The 18,436-nt window shown below is 69.6% G+C and carries 7 protein-coding genes; all 7 read right to left on the bottom strand.

Annotated features, from left to right (window positions below):
• Positions 1–38 precede the first annotated feature (38 nt).
• Complete coding sequence (locus tag MHA02_RS10065; protein WP_170249159.1) at positions 39–10,283, bottom strand: Ig-like domain-containing protein; 10,245 nt, start codon at positions 10,281–10,283, stop codon at positions 39–41.
• Between the two features lie 106 nt (positions 10,284–10,389).
• Entirely contained in the window at positions 10,390–12,522 is a 2,133-nt protein-coding gene (locus MHA02_RS10060; RefSeq protein WP_147078511.1) for a site-2 protease family protein, read from the bottom strand.
• Between the two features lie 70 nt (positions 12,523–12,592).
• A complete protein-coding gene (locus tag MHA02_RS10055; RefSeq protein ID WP_170249157.1) occupies positions 12,593–13,939 on the bottom strand; it encodes an efflux RND transporter periplasmic adaptor subunit in 1,347 nt (448 codons plus the stop codon).
• 271 nt (positions 13,940–14,210) lie between these two features.
• Positions 14,211–14,939, bottom strand: coding sequence for an efflux RND transporter periplasmic adaptor subunit (locus tag MHA02_RS10050; protein ID WP_147078509.1), 729 nt, complete (start codon positions 14,937–14,939; stop codon positions 14,211–14,213).
• A 109-nt stretch (positions 14,940–15,048) separates the two neighbouring features.
• The gene (locus MHA02_RS10045) at positions 15,049–16,107 is read right to left on the bottom strand and encodes a putative bifunctional lysylphosphatidylglycerol flippase/synthetase (protein WP_147078508.1); all 1,059 of its coding nucleotides are present in this window, start codon (positions 16,105–16,107) and stop codon (positions 15,049–15,051) included.
• A gap of 153 nt (positions 16,108–16,260) precedes the next feature.
• Positions 16,261–16,668, bottom strand: coding sequence for a flagellar export protein FliJ (gene fliJ / locus MHA02_RS10040; protein WP_147078507.1), 408 nt, complete (start codon positions 16,666–16,668; stop codon positions 16,261–16,263).
• 59 nt (positions 16,669–16,727) lie between these two features.
• Entirely contained in the window at positions 16,728–18,098 is a 1,371-nt protein-coding gene (gene fliI, locus MHA02_RS10035) for a flagellar protein export ATPase FliI (protein WP_147078506.1), read from the bottom strand.
• Positions 18,099–18,436 lie beyond the last annotated feature (338 nt).

Here is an 18,436-nt window from a genome sequence, read left to right as displayed (position 1 = left end):
CGAAGCGTCAAAGTCGGCCCCCGGACAGGTCTCACGGTTCAGTGCCCTCGGGCGAGCGCCATTTCGATCAAAGCAAGATCATGGGTGCCACGTCCTCCGAGCGAAGCGAGTTGGGCCGTGAAGAGGGGCGCATCGGGCCGCGGGGCAGGCTCCGGGTCGCGGGCGCCGCGAGGTTTCGGGTCGCCCGCGGGCTTTGCCGGCGGCAATGCGCGAATCTCTCCGGTTTCGGCGTCGATGCTGAGGGGCCGACGGACGATGCGCCCGTCCTCCAACTCGATCTCCAACTCGATCCGGACGAGACCGGTGCCGGCCGGGGGACGTCCCCAGAAACCGCCCTTGCCGTCGCTCTCGATCCAGTCGGGACGGGGCGCGCCGTCGATCCCAAATAGGCGGACCGCTGCCACGGTTTCGAGGCCGGGGGCGTGGTTCCGCAGGTTGATCGCCAGCGCGTCCGGCCGGCGGATGGCCTCGACTGTCAGATCGTTCGTGCCGAAGCCGTCGGCATCCGCCGTCAGCGAGACGCCGAGGGACCGTCCGAGATAGGGCCGGGGTGAGAACCAGGGCGTCTCGTCGATCGGCACGCGCTCCAAGCGCTCCCACGCGAGCCGCGCGATCCGGTCGCTCTCGTCGAGCGTCACCGACCGGTCGACGAGGATCGTCGTGCCGTGCAGCGAGGCGACGCCGTTCACTGCAGCCACCACGGCTCCGTCGGCGAGGATGACATCCCCGATGGAGCCGAGCGCATCGATCTCGGTCACGGCGGGCAGGACGATCCCGTTGGCGGCGATGGCCGATGCCGAAGGCAGCACCGGCGGCGCGGCCGGGCGATCGGAGAATGGCTGGGACGGCGACAGGATCGGAACCAGCGCGGATGGCGGCACCTGGACCGGGTTCGGTGTGATGGTGATGGCGACCGTGACGAATGTGCGGCCGCCGTTGCCGTCGCTCACTTCGACGACGAAGCTGTCGGCACCGCTGAAGGCGGCGTAGGGCCTGTAGGCATAGGAGCCGTCGGCAGCGAGCGTGACGGTGCCGTTGACCGGCTGATCGGTCAGTCGGAACCTCAGGGCATCGCCGTCGCGGTCGGCGGCGGCGATCCGGCCGGTGCCGATGGTGTTCGCCGGAAGCGTGAGCGGGTCGGCGCTGGCGGTCGGCACGTCGTTCACCGAATCCACCGTGAGGTGGACGGTGGCCGTCGCGCGGCCTCCGTCGGAATCGATCAGGGCGTAGGTGAAGGCGTCGGTTCCGTGGAAATCGGCGTCCGGCGTGTAGGTGAACGTTCCGTCCGGCCTGAGGTCGAGGCGGCCGTGGGCGGGCCCGGCCACCGGCACCGGATCGACCCGGAGCGCGTCGCCGTCGGGATCGCGGTCGTTGCCGAGGACGCTGCCGGTGAGCACGCCGTCCTCGGAGAGCGTGGCGTCGTCGTCGGCCGCGATCGGGACGGGATTCGCCACGGTGATCGTGAACCGCGTCGTGGCCGAGCCTCCGCCTGTGTCGGTGGCCGTCAGCACGATCGTGTAGGCGCCGCCCGGAACACGGCCGGAGGCATCGGAGGCGATGGTGCCGGAGATCAGGCCCGTCGCCGGATCGACGGTGAGGCCCGTCGGCAGGCCGGTCGCGCTGAAGGTCAGCCGGTCGCCGACGTCAACGTCGCGGAAGGCGCTGCCGGCCGGGATCGCGACCGATTCTGCGTCGTTCGCCGAACGGTCGGCGAGGGCGGGAGAGGACGGATCGAAGATCGGGGCGTCGTTGACCGGTGTCACGGCGACCGTGACGGAGGCCGTGGCGAAGCCGCCATTGCCGTCGGTGATGGTGTAGACGATGCGGTCGGTGCCGTTGAAATCCCGATCCGGCACGTAGCGCAGGCTGCCGTCCGGGTTCAGGGTCACGGTGCCGTGCTCCGCCGCCATCGAGCCCGGCACGACATTGAGCGCGTCGCCGTCCGGATCGGTGTCGTTCGCGGTGACGTCGATGTCGACGGGCGTGTCTTCGGCTGTCGCGATGGTGTCGTCGACGGCCGTGGGAGCGGGGTTGGTCACGGTCCAGGCGAAGCTGCGCGTGACAGCGAGACCATTCGGATCGGTGGCGGTGAGGGTCACGACATAGGTCGCGCGCCCGCTCGGCCCGGAAGCGGCCCGGTCGATCGTGCCGGCGATCTCGCCGGTGGCCGGGTCGATGCTCAGGCCCGGCGGCAGGCCGGTCACCGAGTAGGCGAGCCGGTCGCCGTCGGGATCGGCGATGAGGTTTTCGAGGGACACCCGCACGCTCTCGCCGTCGGCGACGGTGCGGCTGGGCAGGGTCTCCGGCGCGACCGGGCGGTCGTTCAAGGGCGCGACGTTGACCGTGAGGATGCCCGTGGTGCGGCCGCCCTGCGCGTCGGCGATCGTGTAGACGACGGTATCGCTGCCGGAAAAGCCTAAATCGGGCGTGTAGGCGAGAAGGCCCGTCGCCGGATCGACGGTAACGCTGCCATGGGCTGCGCTCGCCGCGCCGGGCTCGTCGACGAGGCGGATCGGGTCGCCGTCCGGATCGACGTCGTTGGCGGTGACCGCGACGAGGACCATCGTTCCCTCGCGGGTGGCGGCCGTGTCGGGTGCGGCGAGCGGCGCGATGTTGCTCACCGTCCAGGTGAAGCCCCGAGCGACGCTCGCGCCCGAGGCATCCGTCGCGGTGATGGTGACGGCGTAGCGTGAGACCGCGGAGGCATCGCTCGGTAGCGTGCCGATGATCACGCCCGTCGCCGGATCGATGCTCAGGCCGGGGGGCAGCCCGGTGGCGGTGAAGCGCAGGCTGTCGCCGGTCGGAGCCTGCACGATCGAGGGGTCGGTGTCGGCATCGTGAAAACGGCTTGAGACGTCGTAGCGGACGGGGGCGCCGTCGCGGCCGAACTGGTCGGGGAGAGGGCCGGCATCCGGCGCGTCGTCGGCCGGGCTCACCGTGACGGTGACCGAGGCGGTGCTGGTGCCCCCGTTCCCGTCGGAGACCGTGTAGGTGATCGTGTCGGTGCCGTTGAAGTTCGGGTCCGGAATGTAGGCGAGGCGGCCGTTCACCACCGTGACGCGGCCGTGGCCGGCGCTCGGGGCGGCATCGCCCGTGGCGACGATGGCGAGCGCGTCGCCGTCGGGATCACGATCGTTGGCGAGGACGTCGATCGTGATTGGCGTATCCTCGACCGTGGTCGCTCGATCGTCCGCCGCCTGCGGGGGCGGGTTCGTGACGCGGAGGGTGAAGCTGCGCTCCGTCGTCGTCCCCTGCGGATCGGTCGCGGTGATCGTGACCCGGTAATCGGCGAGCCCGGTGGCACCCGAGGCCGCACGGTCGACCGTGCCGGTCACGGCGCCGGTCGCCGGATCGATGCTCAGGCCCGGCGGCAGGCCGTCTGCGCCGAATCTGAGCGCTCGGCCGTCGGGATCGGCGAACAGGCTGCCGAGTGGCAGCGCCACGGTCTGTCCGTCGGCGAAGGCACGGTCGCCCGGTGCGAGGGTGGCAGGCGGGGCGTTGCGCCCCGTCACGGTGACGGCGACGCTCGCCTCCGCGGTGCCGCCGTCGCCGTCGGCGACCGTATAGGTGATCCGCGTGGTGCGGGTCTCGCCCGGGGCGAGATCGGCGAAATCGCTGCCCGGATCGAAGCGGTAGCTCCCATCCGTGAGCACGATGAAGCGGCCGCCGGCCGAGCCGGCGACGGACTGTCCGATGTTGGCTGCCGCGCCGTTCACGGCGGCGACTGCGAGCGGGTCGCCGTCCGGATCGCTGTCTGGACCGTTGCCGTTGTCGGCGAGAACCGAGCCGGCCACCGGGGTCGCTGCATCGACGATCGCACCGTCGTTCCGCGCGACCGGCGCCGGATTGACGACACGCCAGACGAACGTGCGGCTGGTGACGCCGCCACTGCCGTCGTCGGCTGTGACCGTGACGGCGTAGTCGCCGTTCACGCCGCCGCGCGAGGCCGAACGGTCGATCGTCCCGCTGACGAGGCCGGTCGACGGATCGATCGCGAGACCGGGCGGCAGGCCGGCGCTCGTGAAGCGCAGCGTGTCCCCCTCGACATCGGAGAAGTAGCGTCCGAGATCGGCAGTCGCGACGGCATCGCCTTCCAGCGAGCCGATCGCGGGCAGGATGCCGGACCGCGGAGCGTCGTTGACCGGGGCAATGGTCAGAGCGATCGCGTCGGTGTCGCTCTGCGCGCCGCCCGAGCCGGTATTGCCGTTGTCGTTCGTGAGAACGGTGAGTGTGTCCGCGCCGTTGTAGTCCGCCGCCGGCCGGTAGGTCGTGCCGTCGAGGGCGGCATTGATCGCGTCCACCGTGCCCGTCAGCGTGACCGAGCCGGTGCCGTCGCCGGCGACCGTGACGCCGCTGGTCGAGCCGAGCGTCAGCGTGCCGTGCAGGACGCTCAGCATCGTGGTGATGCTGCCGTTCTTCGCGTCCGCATCGGAAACGCCGATCCGGTTGCCGTTGGCCGTCGAGAAGACGAGCGGCGTGTCCTCGGCGAGGCCCTGATCCGCCGGCATGCCGTTGATGGGGGCGTCGTTCACCGCAGTGAAGGCGATGGTGGCGATGGCGAGGTTCGACTCGAGCCGGCCGTCGTCCACGCTCACGGCGATGCTGCGGGTGACGGTCGAAGGATCGCGCTCCGCCGAAGAGAATCGAACCTGCCGGAGGGCGGTCTGGTAGTCGGTCTTGCTGGCGGCCCCGGTCAGCGTCAGCGTGTAGGTCTGGGCGTCGAAGGTTGCGCCGATGCCCGCGGGCAGGGTGCCTTCGACGGCGAGCGTGTCGCCGGTCCGGCCATTGGTGATGACGGCCTTGGCCGACGCCATGCCGGCATCGTCGACGTCGATCACCGAGACGTCGGCGTCGGCGATCGCCACGCCCGGGGCGCGCTCGGTATAGGCCGTCGCGTAGCCGGTGCCGGCGGCGGCAGTGCCGAGGTCGAGGATCGGCGCGTCGTTCACCGCGCTGACCGTGACGGTGATGGTGGCTGTTTCGGTCGTGCCGCCGGAGGTCACCGTGTAGGTGAAGCTGTCTGTCCCGTTGAAATCCGCCTCCGGCGTGTAGGTCATCGTGCCGTCGGGCTGGAAGGTCACTTGACCGTGGACGCCCTGCGTCACCGCGGTCACGGCCCGCGTGAGGTCCTCGAAACTGTCGGCGGAGGCGCCGTTCGTGCCGGTGATGGCGTTGAACGTGATGGCGGTGTCCTCATTCGTCGCGACCGAATCCGGCACGATGTCAGCGACCGGCGCGATGTCGATGGCGATGGTGCTGGAGGCGGTCGCGCCCTGCGGATCCCGCGTCGTCAGTGCGATCTGCACGGGGCCGTTGAGGTCGGCGTTCGGATCGAAGCGCAGGCCTTCGAGGGCGGCGTTGATGTCGGCGATGGTGCCGGAGAACCGCATCGTCCCATCGCCACCGCCGTCGCCCTGCAGGAAGGACAGGCCATTGGTCTGCGAGAGCGTGAGGCGCCCTTGCGCCGAGCTCAGTGTCACAGTCACGGTGCCGCCGTCCGGATCGGCGACGCGGATGCCGTTTCCGGTGCTGGTGGAGAAGACCAGCGGCATGTCCTCGTCCACCGTCTGGGTCACGGCAGGGACCGAATTCGTCGGGGGGTCCGCAACCGGACGCACGGTCAGGGCGAGCTGATCCGTGTCGTTTTTGGCGCCCCCTGCGCCGGTGTTGCCCCGATCGTCCGTGGTGATCGTCAGGGTATCGGCGCCGTTGTAGTCGGCCGTCCCGCGATAGGCGGTGCCGTTCAGCGCCGCGTTGATGTCGGCGACCGTGCCGGTGAGCGTGAGCGTACCGGTTCCGCTTCCCGATACGGTGACGTTGGCCGTGCCGCCGACGGTCAGGGTGCCGTGCAGGACGCTCAGCGTGGTCGTCAGGCTGCCGCTGCCGGCATCGATGTCCGAGACGGTGATGCGGTTGGCGTTGGCCGTAGAGAAGACGAGGTCGGTGTCCTCGTCCACGGCCTGCGCCGCGGGGAGGCCGTTGACCGGCGCGTCGTTCACCGGACGAACGGTCACGGTCACGGTCCCCGTTTCGGTCGTGCCGCCGGAGGTCACCGTGTAGGTGAAGCTGTCGGTTCCGTTGAAGTCGGGATTGGGCGTGTAGGTGAGCGTGCCGTCAGGCTGGAAGCCGACGGTACCGTGCGCGCCCTGCGTCACCGAGGAAATGGAGCGCGAGGGATCGCTGAAGCTGTCGGCGGAGGCGCCGTTCGTGCCCGTCAGGGCGTTGAAGGTGATGCCGGTATCCTCGTCGGTGGCCACGGTATCCGCCACGACGTCGGGCACCGCGGCGATCACGACGTGAATGTTGCTCGCGACCTCGAAGGATTGCTGGATCCGGATGCCGTCGACGAAGTTTCCGATGCTCGGCGAACCGCCGGCCGCGCTGATCGAGCGGAACTCGAAACGCAGGGTGTTGCCGCTGGCGTTCTGGGCGAGGTTCTCGTGATAGGCGCCCCAGGCGGTGTTGCCGTCGGCATAGGTCTTGTCGAGCAGGACCGAGTCGTCGGCCGTGCCGAGGGTGTTGTCGGCGCCGAGATCCGTCACCACCACCTGCATGGTATCGACGCCCTGCCGGCCACGATGGGCGAAGTCCAGCGAGATCTTGGTGCCCGCCGTCGGATTGAAGGTCTGGAAGAGCGCCGCGACCTGGTTTGCATTGATCTCCGCGAACTGGTTGCCCTCGTAGGCCGTGACGCCCTGGAAGCCCGACTTCCAAATCTCGATCTGGTGATCGGTCGCATCGGTCATCCAGCCGGGCACCGAGGAATCCTGGACGAAAGCATTGCTCGAACCCGAGATCACCGGGTTCTCGAAGCCGCCATTCGTGAAGTTGGCGGCGCTGTTCGGGCGGCTGCGCGTCAGGAGCCCGATATCGGCCGCGCCGTTGTAGTCGGCGGACGGATCGAAGCGGAGGCCTTCGAGCGCAGCGTTGATGTCCGCCTCCGAGCCGGAGAAGGTCATCGTCGCGTCGGTCGTTCCGTCGCCCTGGACGAAGCTCAACCCGTCGAGGCGTGACAGCGTCAGGCTGCCGTTGGCGGTCGACAGGGTGACGATGAGGCCGCGGCCCTCCCGGTCGGTGACGCTCACGCCGTTGCCGGACCTGGACGAGAAAACGAGGGGTGTATCCTCGGTCGCCGCCTGGGAGCCGGCCGGAACCGCATTGCTCGGTGCGTTCGGGTCGGAGCCGACCGTGATGGCGACCGTTTCGGTGTCGGAAAGCGCGCCGCCCGTTCCACTGTTTCCCTGGTCGTCCGTCGTGACCCTCAGTGTCTCGGAGCCGCGGTAGATCGGGTTGCCGTGATAGATCGTGCCGTCGAGCGCCGCGTTGATCGCGCCGACGGTGCCGACGACGGTCACCGTGTCGGTCCCGTTACCGGTTACCGTCACGTTGCCGGTCCCGCCAAGGGTCAGGGTGCCGTTCACGACACTGAGGGTCGTCTTTACGGCAGCGCTGCCCGCATCGACATCGGAGATCGTGAGGGCGTTGCCTCCGTTGAGCGAGAAGACGAGGTCGGTATCCTGGTCCACGGCCTGGGCTGCGGGGACGCCGTTGATGGGCGCGTCGTTTACGGCCGCGACGGTGATCGCCAGCGCGTCCGTGTCGCTCTGTGCCCCGCCGGATCCGGTGTTGCCGTTGTCATCGGTGACGACGCTGAGCGTGTCGGCACCGTTGTAGTTCGCGCTGGCCCGGTAGGTGGTGCCGTTCAGCGCGGTATTGATGTCTGCGACCGTACCTGTGAGCGTCAGCGTACCCGTCCCACTCCCCGACACCGTGACGTTGGCGGTGCCTCCGATGGTCAGGACACCGTGCAGGACGCTCAGGGTCGTGGTCAGGCTGCCGCCACCGGCATCCGCGTCCGACACAATGATGCGATTGCCTCCGGCGGCAGAGAAGACGAGGTCGGTGTCCTCGTTCACGGTCTGCGCGGCGGGGAGGCCGTTGACGGGAGCGTCGTTGACCGCGGTGACGGTCACGGTCGTCGTGGCGACGTTCGAATCGAGCGCGCCGTCGTTGACGGTGACCGCGATGCTGCGGGTCGCTGACGACGGATCGTCGCTCGTCGACAGGAACCGGATCTGCTGGAGCGCGGTCTGGTAGTCGGCCCTGGTCGCGGTACCGGTCAGGGCCAGGGTGTAGGTCGCGGGGTCGAAGGTCCAGGCGATGTTCGACGGCAGCGTACCGACGACGCTCAGCCGATCGCCTAGGCTGCCGTTTGCAATGACCGCCCTAGCCGATGCCATCGTCGTATTGTCGACATCCGTGACCGAGACGTCGGTGTCGACGATGGAGACGCCCGCTCCGTTCTCGGTGTAGCCCGTCGTGTAGCCGGTGCCCTGTGAGGAAGCGTCGGCATCGAGCACGGGCGCGTCATTTACGGCGACGACTGCCACTGTCGTCGTAGCGGACGTGCCCTGAATGTTGTTGCTCGTCACGCGTGTCTTGACGACACGATCGATCGTGCTCGGATCGCTGCTGGTATTCTCGAAGGTGATCGCCTGGAGGGCAGCCTGGTAGGTGGCGGGATCGGCGTCGCCCGAGAGCGTCACCGTGATCGTGCCGGAACCGGTCGACGGCGTGGCGGTGATCCCGTTCGGCAGTGCGCCGATGTTCAATTGGTCGCCCGCCTGAGCGTTCGTCAGGGTGACCGTTGCGCTCGATACCGTCGCGGCGGTGTTCGTGACGAGCGGATCGGTGTCGGCGATCGCGACGGCGCTCCCCTTCTCGGTGAAGCTCGTCCTGTAGTCGGTGCCGGTGGCGCCGCTCGAATCGTCCGCGTCGAGATCGACCTTGGGGATCGCTTTGACCGCACCGGGCGTGAAGGCGAGGCTGCGATCACCGTCGTGCTGGAACGCGGCCTGACCCGTGGTCGCGTTGGACGCCAGATCGTAGGTCACCTGCCAACTGGAAACGTTGGTCCAGTCGAAGCGCACGATCGACACGGAATTCGGTGGCGAGGCGGTTTCGTCCTGGGTACCCGAGACGCGGATGCGGTCGTTGCTCGAATCCACGATCAGGTCTGTCGTGTCGGCCAGCGTGTACGACGTTAGCCCGGTCTGGGACGGCGTGACGGACTCGCGCGTGTTCGGCTGGCCGCCGATACCGTCGATGTCGCCGATCTGGAGATCGATGTCGGCGGCCACCGCGACCGATGGATTGTCGGCGCGAACCAAGTCCCAGCGGATCGTGACGGAGGCGGCGTGGTTGGCCGCAGGGCTCGTCGTCGCCTGCGCACGAATGAGCACCGATGCGTCGCCTCCGGTTGCGGACGTCGCGAAGGAGACGGCGTCGTCCGACTCACCGACCGCGATCACCGTGGCACGAAGGCTCACATTCACGCCGCCCACCATGCCGGCATTCGCCCAGAAGGCGGTGGAGCCGACGACGCCGCTTTCGACGTCTAGATAATTCACGCCATTGCTGGCGCGCGCGGTCGTGATCGCGTTTCCGGCACCGTCCTTGACGACCGGATCGCCCGAAACGGTGATCGTGGCCACCGCGAGCAGGTGGTGCCAGCCGCGCTGCGCCGCATCGCTGAGGATGACGCCGCTCTCGATGGCACCGTCATGCACTTCGAGATCCCAGTCGCCGCCGAGTTCGGTGTGGCCCGTCGCATCGTTCGAGGCGGCGACGTCTGCGCCGGTGGCCTGGGCCAGCAGCGCCGCGGCGCGCGCGCCGACGTCCCCCGCGGCGAAGTCGCAGCCGTAGATCAGGAGATCGCCGGTAACGGTGAGCGCGCGGCCGATGATCGCGAGGTCGGCAGCGTAGCGGCCCTGGATCGTCTCTGCCGTCAGATCGCCGGTGCCGAGACGCAGGTCGCCGGCCGTACCGTGCGAGAGGATGTGGATCGCGTCGATGTCGCTGCGCCCCTTGAGCGCGTCGGCGAGCTGGTCGAACCCGTCCTTGCCGGAATCGATGAGGATCACTTCGGCCGAGGCCGGAATGCCCGCGAGCAGGGTCTGCAGGTCGGCGACACGCTGATCGATCACCACGATCTCGTGGCGGCCGTTGGCGGAGGCGGTTTCCGTGCCCGGTGACGCCGCGGCCGGGGCGGCCGCCTGCTTGTCCGAAGGCTCGGCATGAGAGGTATCGGGATGAGAGGTGTCGGCCCCGTCGCCGTGCGATTGCGCGGCGGCGTCCGACTGTGCCTGGGCTGCGGCCGGCGCGGCGGCTCCGTCGAAGATGAAGCGCAGCTCGAGCGCGCGGATCGCTGGGGCCGGCATCGCCGCGGGGCCAGCCAGCGCATCCGATCCGTTTCGCGACCTGCTGCGGAAGCGCTCGAACATCGATCTCAGCCCATCGTCCATCGGGGGCGCAGCGAGCGTCCCTGTCGGGCGAGGCTAGATCGGCATGGTTAAGGAAGGATGGGACGAGGGTCCGATCGCCCCGCGATCAGAACCCGCTCTCGCGTACGACCACGGCGACGACACGGCGAAGCGCATGGGCGGCGATGCTTTCGCGATGGCCCGAGACGGCCACGACGCCGCGCGCCACACCCGGCGTTCCGGACAGGCGCAGTTCGTCGTCCGGCCGGTTGAGCACGACGGCGTATTGCGCCTCGACCGGCACCGGGCCGACGCCCTTTTCCTCGCGAACGGCCACAGGGCCGCCGAGATGCGAGGCGAGCGCGGGAATCTCGACGGTCGAGACCGCGGCATTCGAGACGGAAGTGACGGCGACCGGGATCGCGCCGGTGGTGAGATCGTCGGGCACGAAGGTGCCGGCGGCGCCGGCATAGAGCCGCGCCATCGCGTCTTCGGCCACGAGGCCGCGCACCTGCCGTCGTCCGTTCGAGACGAGCGTGCCGAGTTCCTCGCCCTTGCCGACCCAGCGGCCGGGCTGGAGGTCGGGCTCGATCTCCGCGACGATGCCGTCGAAGGGCGCGCGGATCACGAGTTCGTCGTGTCGGCGCTGCAGGCCCTGGAGAGCTTCCCTCCGCACGCCCTGTTCGCCGTCGAGCACGAGGCCGCCGGCCCGGTCCTGCGCGTCGGCGGCGCGGCGGTCCTGCTTGGATTCGACGAGGGCGAGGCGGATCCGTGCGGTGGCCAACTCGTGGTCGAGGCGGGGCGAGCTCAGTCGCATCAGGATCTGCCCGGCGCTGACCGCCGCGCCCGGCTCGACCTCGACGGATTCAACTCGCGCCGGCGCCACGGCGGTGAGGCGCTCGGTCCGCTCGGGCTCTGCGATGGCCGGGATGTCGACGCGGCCGGAGAACGGCAGGAAAACCAGCACCAGCATGACGGCGAGCGCCGCCCCGGTGACACGCGCGCGCCCACCCGGCGCGATCCGTGCGCGGTTGGCCCACCAGAACAGCGTTTCGCGATAGATCGGGCGGATGACAAAAACGCCGATCTCGACGGCGAACAGCAAGAGACCCAAGATCTTGAAGGCCATGGTGTAGACCATCACGGCGATGCCGGTGAACAGCACCAGCCGGTAGATCCAGACCGCGACGCCGTAAGCGATCAGAGCCGCGCGCCGGCGCGGGCTCCAGGCCTCGGGGCAGGGATCGCCCAAGCCGAACAGCGTCTCGCGCAGCGCCCAGGTGGTGAGGGCAAAGGCGCGGGGCTGCAGGTTCGAAACCCCGAATAGGTCGGCGGCGATGTAGTAGCCGTCGAAGCGCATCAGCGGGCTGAGGTTGATCGCGATGCTCATCACCCAGCTCGTGGTGGCCAGGAAGAAGGCGATGGAGCGCGGCGTGCCCTCCGGCAGAAACGACCATGCCAGCGTCGCGATGGCCGCCACGGCAAGTTCCACGGCGACGCCGGCCGCGTCGATCGCCACCCGCTTGCGGCGGTCGCGCAGGCGCCAGGCGTCGGTGGTGTCGGTGTAGAGTACCGGCATCAGCACCATGAAGGCGACGCCCATGCTCGGCACGCGGCAGCCGTGATGGGTCGCGACATAGGCGTGGCCGAGCTCGTGCAGCAGCTTCACCGCGACGAGCGCGGCGAGGTATCCGGCCATGCCCTCGGGCGTGAGGAACTGCAGGAAGGTCGCCGTGAAGGCGTCCCATTGCTGGGCGGCGAGGTAGAGGCCGAGCAGCCCGGCCATCGCGATGGCGATCAGGCTTCGGCGGCCGGCGAGCCGGCGCGCCAGGGGCAGGGTGCGGTCCAGGAAGGCCTGCGGCCGCACCAGTGGGATGCGGACGAACAGGTAGTTGTGCAGCAGCCACGCGCCGGGCCCGTGCCGGCGCGCCGCCACCTGCCGGGCGAGCCCCTGCCAGCCGCCGCGATGCGCGACGAGGCCGTTGCTCTCGCAGAAGCCCCGGAAGCTCGCCACTTCGGACGGCGTGACGTCGCGGCCGAGCGCGGTCCCGGCGGCCTCGGCGAGTTCGGCCGGCGTGATGCCGGCCCGCCAGGCGCGCAGGAAGGCGAGGCCGGTCCCGTCGATCTCGTAATAGCGATGCGCCAGCGGGTCGTAGACGAGCCAGGGCGCCGGCCCGCCGTCGCCCGGCACGGCGCCGCGCTCGATCCGGAGGTCTTCGCGGAGCGCGGTGAGCGGGAGTTCGCCGGGAGGGGCCATCATGCCCGCACCCTCCCGTCATCCGTCATTGCTTCGCTGCGCTGGCGATGACGGAGGAGGGTCGGCATCCCGCTCACAGCCCGACCTTCTGCCGAAGGAACGTCAGCGGCTTGCGCAGCAGGTAGAAGCCGAACGGCACGGTCGAGCCGTAGAGCTGCGCCGTGCCGTGCGCCCCGAGCCGCGGTGCGGGTGCCGACGGATCGAGCCGGGCGGTGACGCGGTGGGCGAGCACGCCGGCATCGGTCAGGCGGGAGACCGGCGTCACCTGCTGCACGCGGGCTTCGAGGGCGCTCAACGGGTCGGTGTCGAGGAAAATGCGCACGCGGGCATCCGGTGCGAGGGCGATCGCATCCGAAACCGGAAGGTCGATGCGGACCTCCACCGTCTTCGGATCGGCGATCTCGAGGATGCGCTGGCCGGCGGCAACGGGCTTGCCGTACCACTCCTTACGGTCGGCATAGACCGCGACGCCGGGGCGCTCGGCGCGCACCTGCGTCTTGGCGAAGGTGTCCCGCGCGAAGTCGCGCTCGGCGGCCTTCAGGGCGAGTTCGGCGCGCGCTTGCCCGACGTCGCGCCGGGCGCGCTCGTCGGAATAGGCGCCCTGGGTGACCTGCCGTAGCCGGGCTTCGGCGACCTGGACCTCGCGCTCGGCCACCGACAGCGCATTTCGCTGGGCGGTGTCGACGTAGCGCAGCACGATGTCGCCGATGGCCACGGACGCGTTCGGCGCCACCGCGATCTCTTCGACGATGCCCTCGATCGGCGCCGCGACGACGAAGGGCTTTTCGGCGGTGACGGTGGCCGGCGCCAGCACGGTCATCGAGACAGGCAGGCAGAGCGCCAGCAGGGCGGCGACGGCGACGGCGAGCGCGGGCTTGCGCAGATCGCCGGACAGGCGCGGCAGCAGGGGAGGGCGTAGCGCCAGCAAGGCGTGCGCGCCGGTTTCGGCGAGCCGTGCGGCCAGGGCCGTATCGGCGTCGTCGAAGGCGCGCTCACGGGCGAAAAGAAGGCCGCCGATGAGGGCGCCGGCCCGGTCGAGCAGCGGCATCCAGAGGCCGTGGCCGAATGGATAGCTGCGCGCCTCTTCGCCGCCCTGGGCTGTGAGGTCGAAGGGGCGGGGCTTGAGGCGCTCGGCCCCGGGGATCGCGGCGGCGGCGGTCTCGACGAAGGCGATCAGCGGCGCGTTGCGCTCGACCTGGACCGTGCCGGAGACCCGCTCGACGATCAGGCCGCCGATCCCGTCCTTCTTCAGCAGGAAGCCTTGCCGGGCACGGACCAGCTTCACACTCTCGTTGACGAGGGCGAGGCCGAGCGCATCGCGATCCGAGGCTTGGCGGAACGCCGCCTCGATGCCGAGAAGCTGGCGAAGGCCGGCGCCGGCATCCTCGACCGGGGTCGGCTTCGATGCCGGTATCCGCACCAGCGTCTCTCCGGCCGGATCGACGAGGAGACGGCGGCGTGGCGTTTCGGTTTTCGGCTGTAGTGCGGGCATTACGACAACCGCCCTCGTGCTTCTTCGAGGCCCTGCGGACGGGTTCGAAATCCCCTCCCGTCATTCCGGGGCCGCGCAGCGGAACCCGGAACCCACGACTGGCCGGAGCGTGTCCGGTGGGTTCCGGGTTCTCGCCTCTGGCGAGCCCCGGAATGACGGCGGAGGGTGCCGGAGCCCTCGAGACGGCAGGAGGAGAACACTATGAGCCCGGACGTTCGAACGTCGCGTCGAGGCTCATGCCGGGCAGCACGGCGGAGGTGTCGCCGGGAGCGAAGCCGGCGGTGATCTTGATGGTCTGCGAGACGGGATCGACGGCGGCGGCGGTGCGGATCACCTTGGCCGCGTAGGTCCGGCCGGTCTCGTCGACCTTCACCTGCAACGGCGTCGCGACCTTCAGCCAGACGAGCCAGGCCGACGGCACGATCAGATCGATCTCGACGGATGCCGCGTCGACGATGCGCAGCAGCGGCTGGCCGGCGGCGGGCATCTCGTGTTCGCGCGCCCGGAGTTCGGCGACGCGGCCGGAAAACGGCGCGACGATGCGGCAGTCGCGTACGCGGAAGCGCAGGGCGTCGGCCGCGGCATGGGCCTTGTCCCACTTCGCCTTCGCGGCCTGGACCTCGATCTTGCCGATGGCGTGACGGCGGTCGAGCTGCTGGGCGTTGTCGAGGGCGATGCGGTTGACCGTGTCCTCGGCTTCCGCGGCGCGGAACTCGGCTTCCGTCCGGTCGCAGTCGAAGGCGACGAGGGTCTCGCCGGCCTTGAACGACTCGCCTTCGCGGAACGGGAGCTTGACGATGCGGGCGTTGAGGTCGGTGGCGATGCTGGCATCGCGCACGGCGCGGACGACACCGCGCACCGGCGGGTCGGATTGGGCGAGGGCGGGCAGGCCCGCGAGCGACAGTAGAACGACCGTTGCCAGACGCACGAAACCCCCTCACGCACGCTCGATACCGTGGGGATGGTTGTGCGCGATTAGGGTTAAGACATCGTGCGGCGGGGCGAGGATCCCGGAGCGATCGGCCTCTCGCCCCCGCTCAGACCGGCTTGTTCTCCAGCCGGCGCTCGATCGCGTGCGGCTCCAGGCCCGGCGCCACCAGCGGCGGTTCCGGCACTTCGGCAGGGTCCTTTCGCGAGGAGAGGGCGCCGGCGAGGCGCGAGCGCTCGAACAGCAGCACGACGACGATCGCGACCGCGAAGGGCAGCAGCAGGTAGAACAGCCGGAAGATCAGAACGGCCGCGACGACCGAGGCCTTCTGGTCGTCGGCGTCGATCTGCATGGCGGCGAGGAAGACGAGCTCGAACACGCCGAGGCCGCCCGGTGCGTGCGAGGCCAGCGCCACCGAGAACGAGGCCAGGAAGATCGCGAGCACCGGGATGAAGCCCGGGTTCAGGCTGTCGGGAAGCGCGAAGTAGATGATGCCGGCGGCGCCCAAGAGCTCCATCGGCGCGGCGACGAGCTGCCGGAGCATGATGCCGGGACGCGGATACTCGACCTTGAACGAGCGGATCGTCAGCGGCTTGAAGTGCAGCACCGAGCCCAGCACGTAGAGCGCCACGAAACCGAGCATGGCGAAGCCGACGATGCGGGCCGTGGTCGGGTTCGTGAGCAGGCTCGGCAGCAGGGTGTCGAGCCGCGCCAGCAGATGCGGATCGTAGACGAGGCAGAAGCCGCCGAGCAGCAGCGTGCCGAGTCCGAAGGTGAAGGAGCAGAGCGCGACCAGCACCGCGACCTGCGCGGCCGAGAGCCCCTTCGCGGTGTAGGCCCGGTAGCGCACCAGCGCCCCGGAAAACACCGACGCGCCGATGTTGTGGGACAGGGCGTAGGTCGTGAACGAGCAGAGCGAGACGAACACCCAGCCGATGTGGCGCACGCCGAGATGCAGCAGCGCGATCCGGTCGTACCAGGCGAGGGCTGCGTAGGCGACGAGGGTCGAAAGCGCGGCGAGCAGGAAGTGGTGCAGCGGGATCGCTGCGAAGGCGGCCTGAAGCTGGACCCAGGACAGTGTCTTGAGCTGGCCGTAGAGCAGGTAGCAGGAGACGACGACCGCACCGAGACCGATGAGCGGCCAGAGGAATTCGCTGATCTTCTTCATGCAGAACCGGCCGCAGCTTGGGGACCGGGTCCTGATGCGCCACGGTGCCGTGCATCGCAAGCGGGACCGGTCAGGTCTCGTGATGCGCGCACCCTTGCACCGGGATCATGACATTGTCGTGCCGCGGCTGTCGTCCGCAGCGCGGGGGGCGGTTCAGGCCCGGGCGCGGCTGAGGCCGATGGCGTCCATCTCGGCCTGCTCGCGCACGCCGGCGGCGGCACGCTCGGCGGAGCGCTCGCGATCCTCGAGGATCTCGACCTTCTTCAGTTCCTCGAACGCCTCGCCGAGTTCGGCCTTCGCCTCGGCGAGCTGGCCTTCGAGTGCCAGCGCCGACTGGCGCATGTTGTCGCGGCGGTTGGCGGCGGCGCGGGCATAGGTCGGGTAGGCGAAATGCGCGATGTCGGTGATGCCGGCGCGGGCCTCCTCGTGGGCGACCTCGCGGTCGAGCTCGACCACCATGCGGTTGAAGTCGGACATCATCATTTCGATCTGGGCGACCCGGCGACGCTTCTCGTCGACCTGGAACCGGCGCAGCCGTATCAGCGTGTCACGCGATTTCATCTCGGGCCATCCATCTCAACGCAACGCGGGCTACGGGCCGCTCTCGCGCACCCGGCCTTTCAGCCGGTGCCGACGATCGTGGCCAACCGTGCGTAACCCTCGCCGATGGAGGTTGCTTCTTCCTTACTTTGCCCCAGAAAAGCCTCAAGATCCGGCATGAGCGCGACGGCCTCGTCGACCTCCGGCGAGGAGCCCGCACGGTAGGCGCCGAGCCGGATCAGCTCCTCCATGTCGGCATAAGTGGCCAGCAGCGCGCGAGCCCGCCGCATGGTCGGGAGGAAGGCCGGATCGCAGGCCCGCGGCATGGTGCGGGAGACCGAGCGCAGCACGTTGATCGCCGGATAGCGCCCGCGCTCGGCGATGCGCCGCTCCATGACGATGTGGCCGTCGAGGATGCCGCGCACCGCGTCGGCCACCGGCTCGTTGTGGTCGTCGCCCTCGACGAGCACGGTGAACAGGCCGGAGATCGAGCCGTCACCGGTCCCGGGTCCTGCCCGCTCGAGCAGGCGCGGCAGCTCCGAGAAAACCGTGGGGGTGTAGCCCTTGGCGGTGGGCGGCTCGCCGCCGGCCAGCCCGATGTCGCGCTGAGCCATGGCGAAGCGTGTGATCGAATCGATCATGCAGAGGACCTGCGCGCCCTGGTCGCGAAAATACTCGGAGAGGGTCAGCGCCAGGTAGGCCGCGTTGCGGCGCATCAGCACCGGCTCGTCGGAGGTCGCGACGACGACGACGGAGCGGGCGAGGCCGGCCGGGCCGAGGTCCTCTTGCAGAAACTCCTGCACCTCGCGGCCGCGCTCGCCGACGAGTCCGATCACGGCGGCGTCGGCGGTGGTATAGCGGGCGAGCATCGACAGCAGCACCGACTTGCCGACGCCCGAGCCGGCGAAGATGCCCATGCGCTGGCCCTGGCACATGGTCAGGAAGGTGTTGATGCAGCGAACCCCGAGATCGAGTGGCGGCCCGACGCGGCGGCGTGCGTGGGCGGGAGGCGGATCGGCCCGCAGCGGGTAGGCCACCGGCCCCTGGGGTAGCGGCCCGAGCCCGTCGATCGGCCGGCCGAGGGCGTCGACCGTGCGGCCGAGCCAGGCCGGCGTCGGTCGGATCGCGCCGGCCGTGTCCTCCCGGACATAGGCCGGACAGCCGCGGCGCACGCCGTCGAGGGAGCCGAACGGCATGGCGAGCGCACGGTCGCCCTGGAAGCCGATGATCTCGCACGGCACCGCTGCCGCCCCGGTGGAACCGACGGCGATATCGATCCGGCCGCCGAGCCGCATGGCGGCGATCGGTCCTGCAACTTCGACGAGCAACCCGCGAATCGCCGTGACGCGGCCGTACACTTCGAGCGTTTCGACGCCGGCGAGTGCATCGATCGCTGCGGCCAGGCTCGGCCCGGGTCGTGGAGTGGCCGTTCCACGACGGTCCTCACTCATTTTTTCAACCTCAACGGTTCGTTTACCTCCCTCCTTAACATTAGGCGCATCGCTTCGTTAACGGCTGGAGCTTCGGTGTGTCTAACACGCCACGCAGGGCACCAATCGTTATCGCGGAAGGAGTTAGCAGGTAGTTCCGAGGGTTGTGCAGCCCCGGATCGGCGTCGGACCGGAACGGACCGACAACGACTCGGGCAAACTGGAAAGACCTTCAGAAAGAGCGTGCTTGCAACTGGGATTCGGGTTTTGTTAACGGTTAATCGTTAGCGTTTCGAAACAGGAACGAAGCAACGTCCGCCGAGGCCGTCGGCGGGCGAGCGGCGGGCGCATGCCCGCCC

Origin of the sequence: Methylobacterium haplocladii (assembly GCF_007992175.1) — a bacterium.
Lineage (GTDB): Bacteria > Pseudomonadota > Alphaproteobacteria > Rhizobiales > Beijerinckiaceae > Methylobacterium > Methylobacterium haplocladii.
Note: the sequence above shows the minus strand (reverse complement) of the source record. Positions and strands in the feature narration are given on the sequence as shown.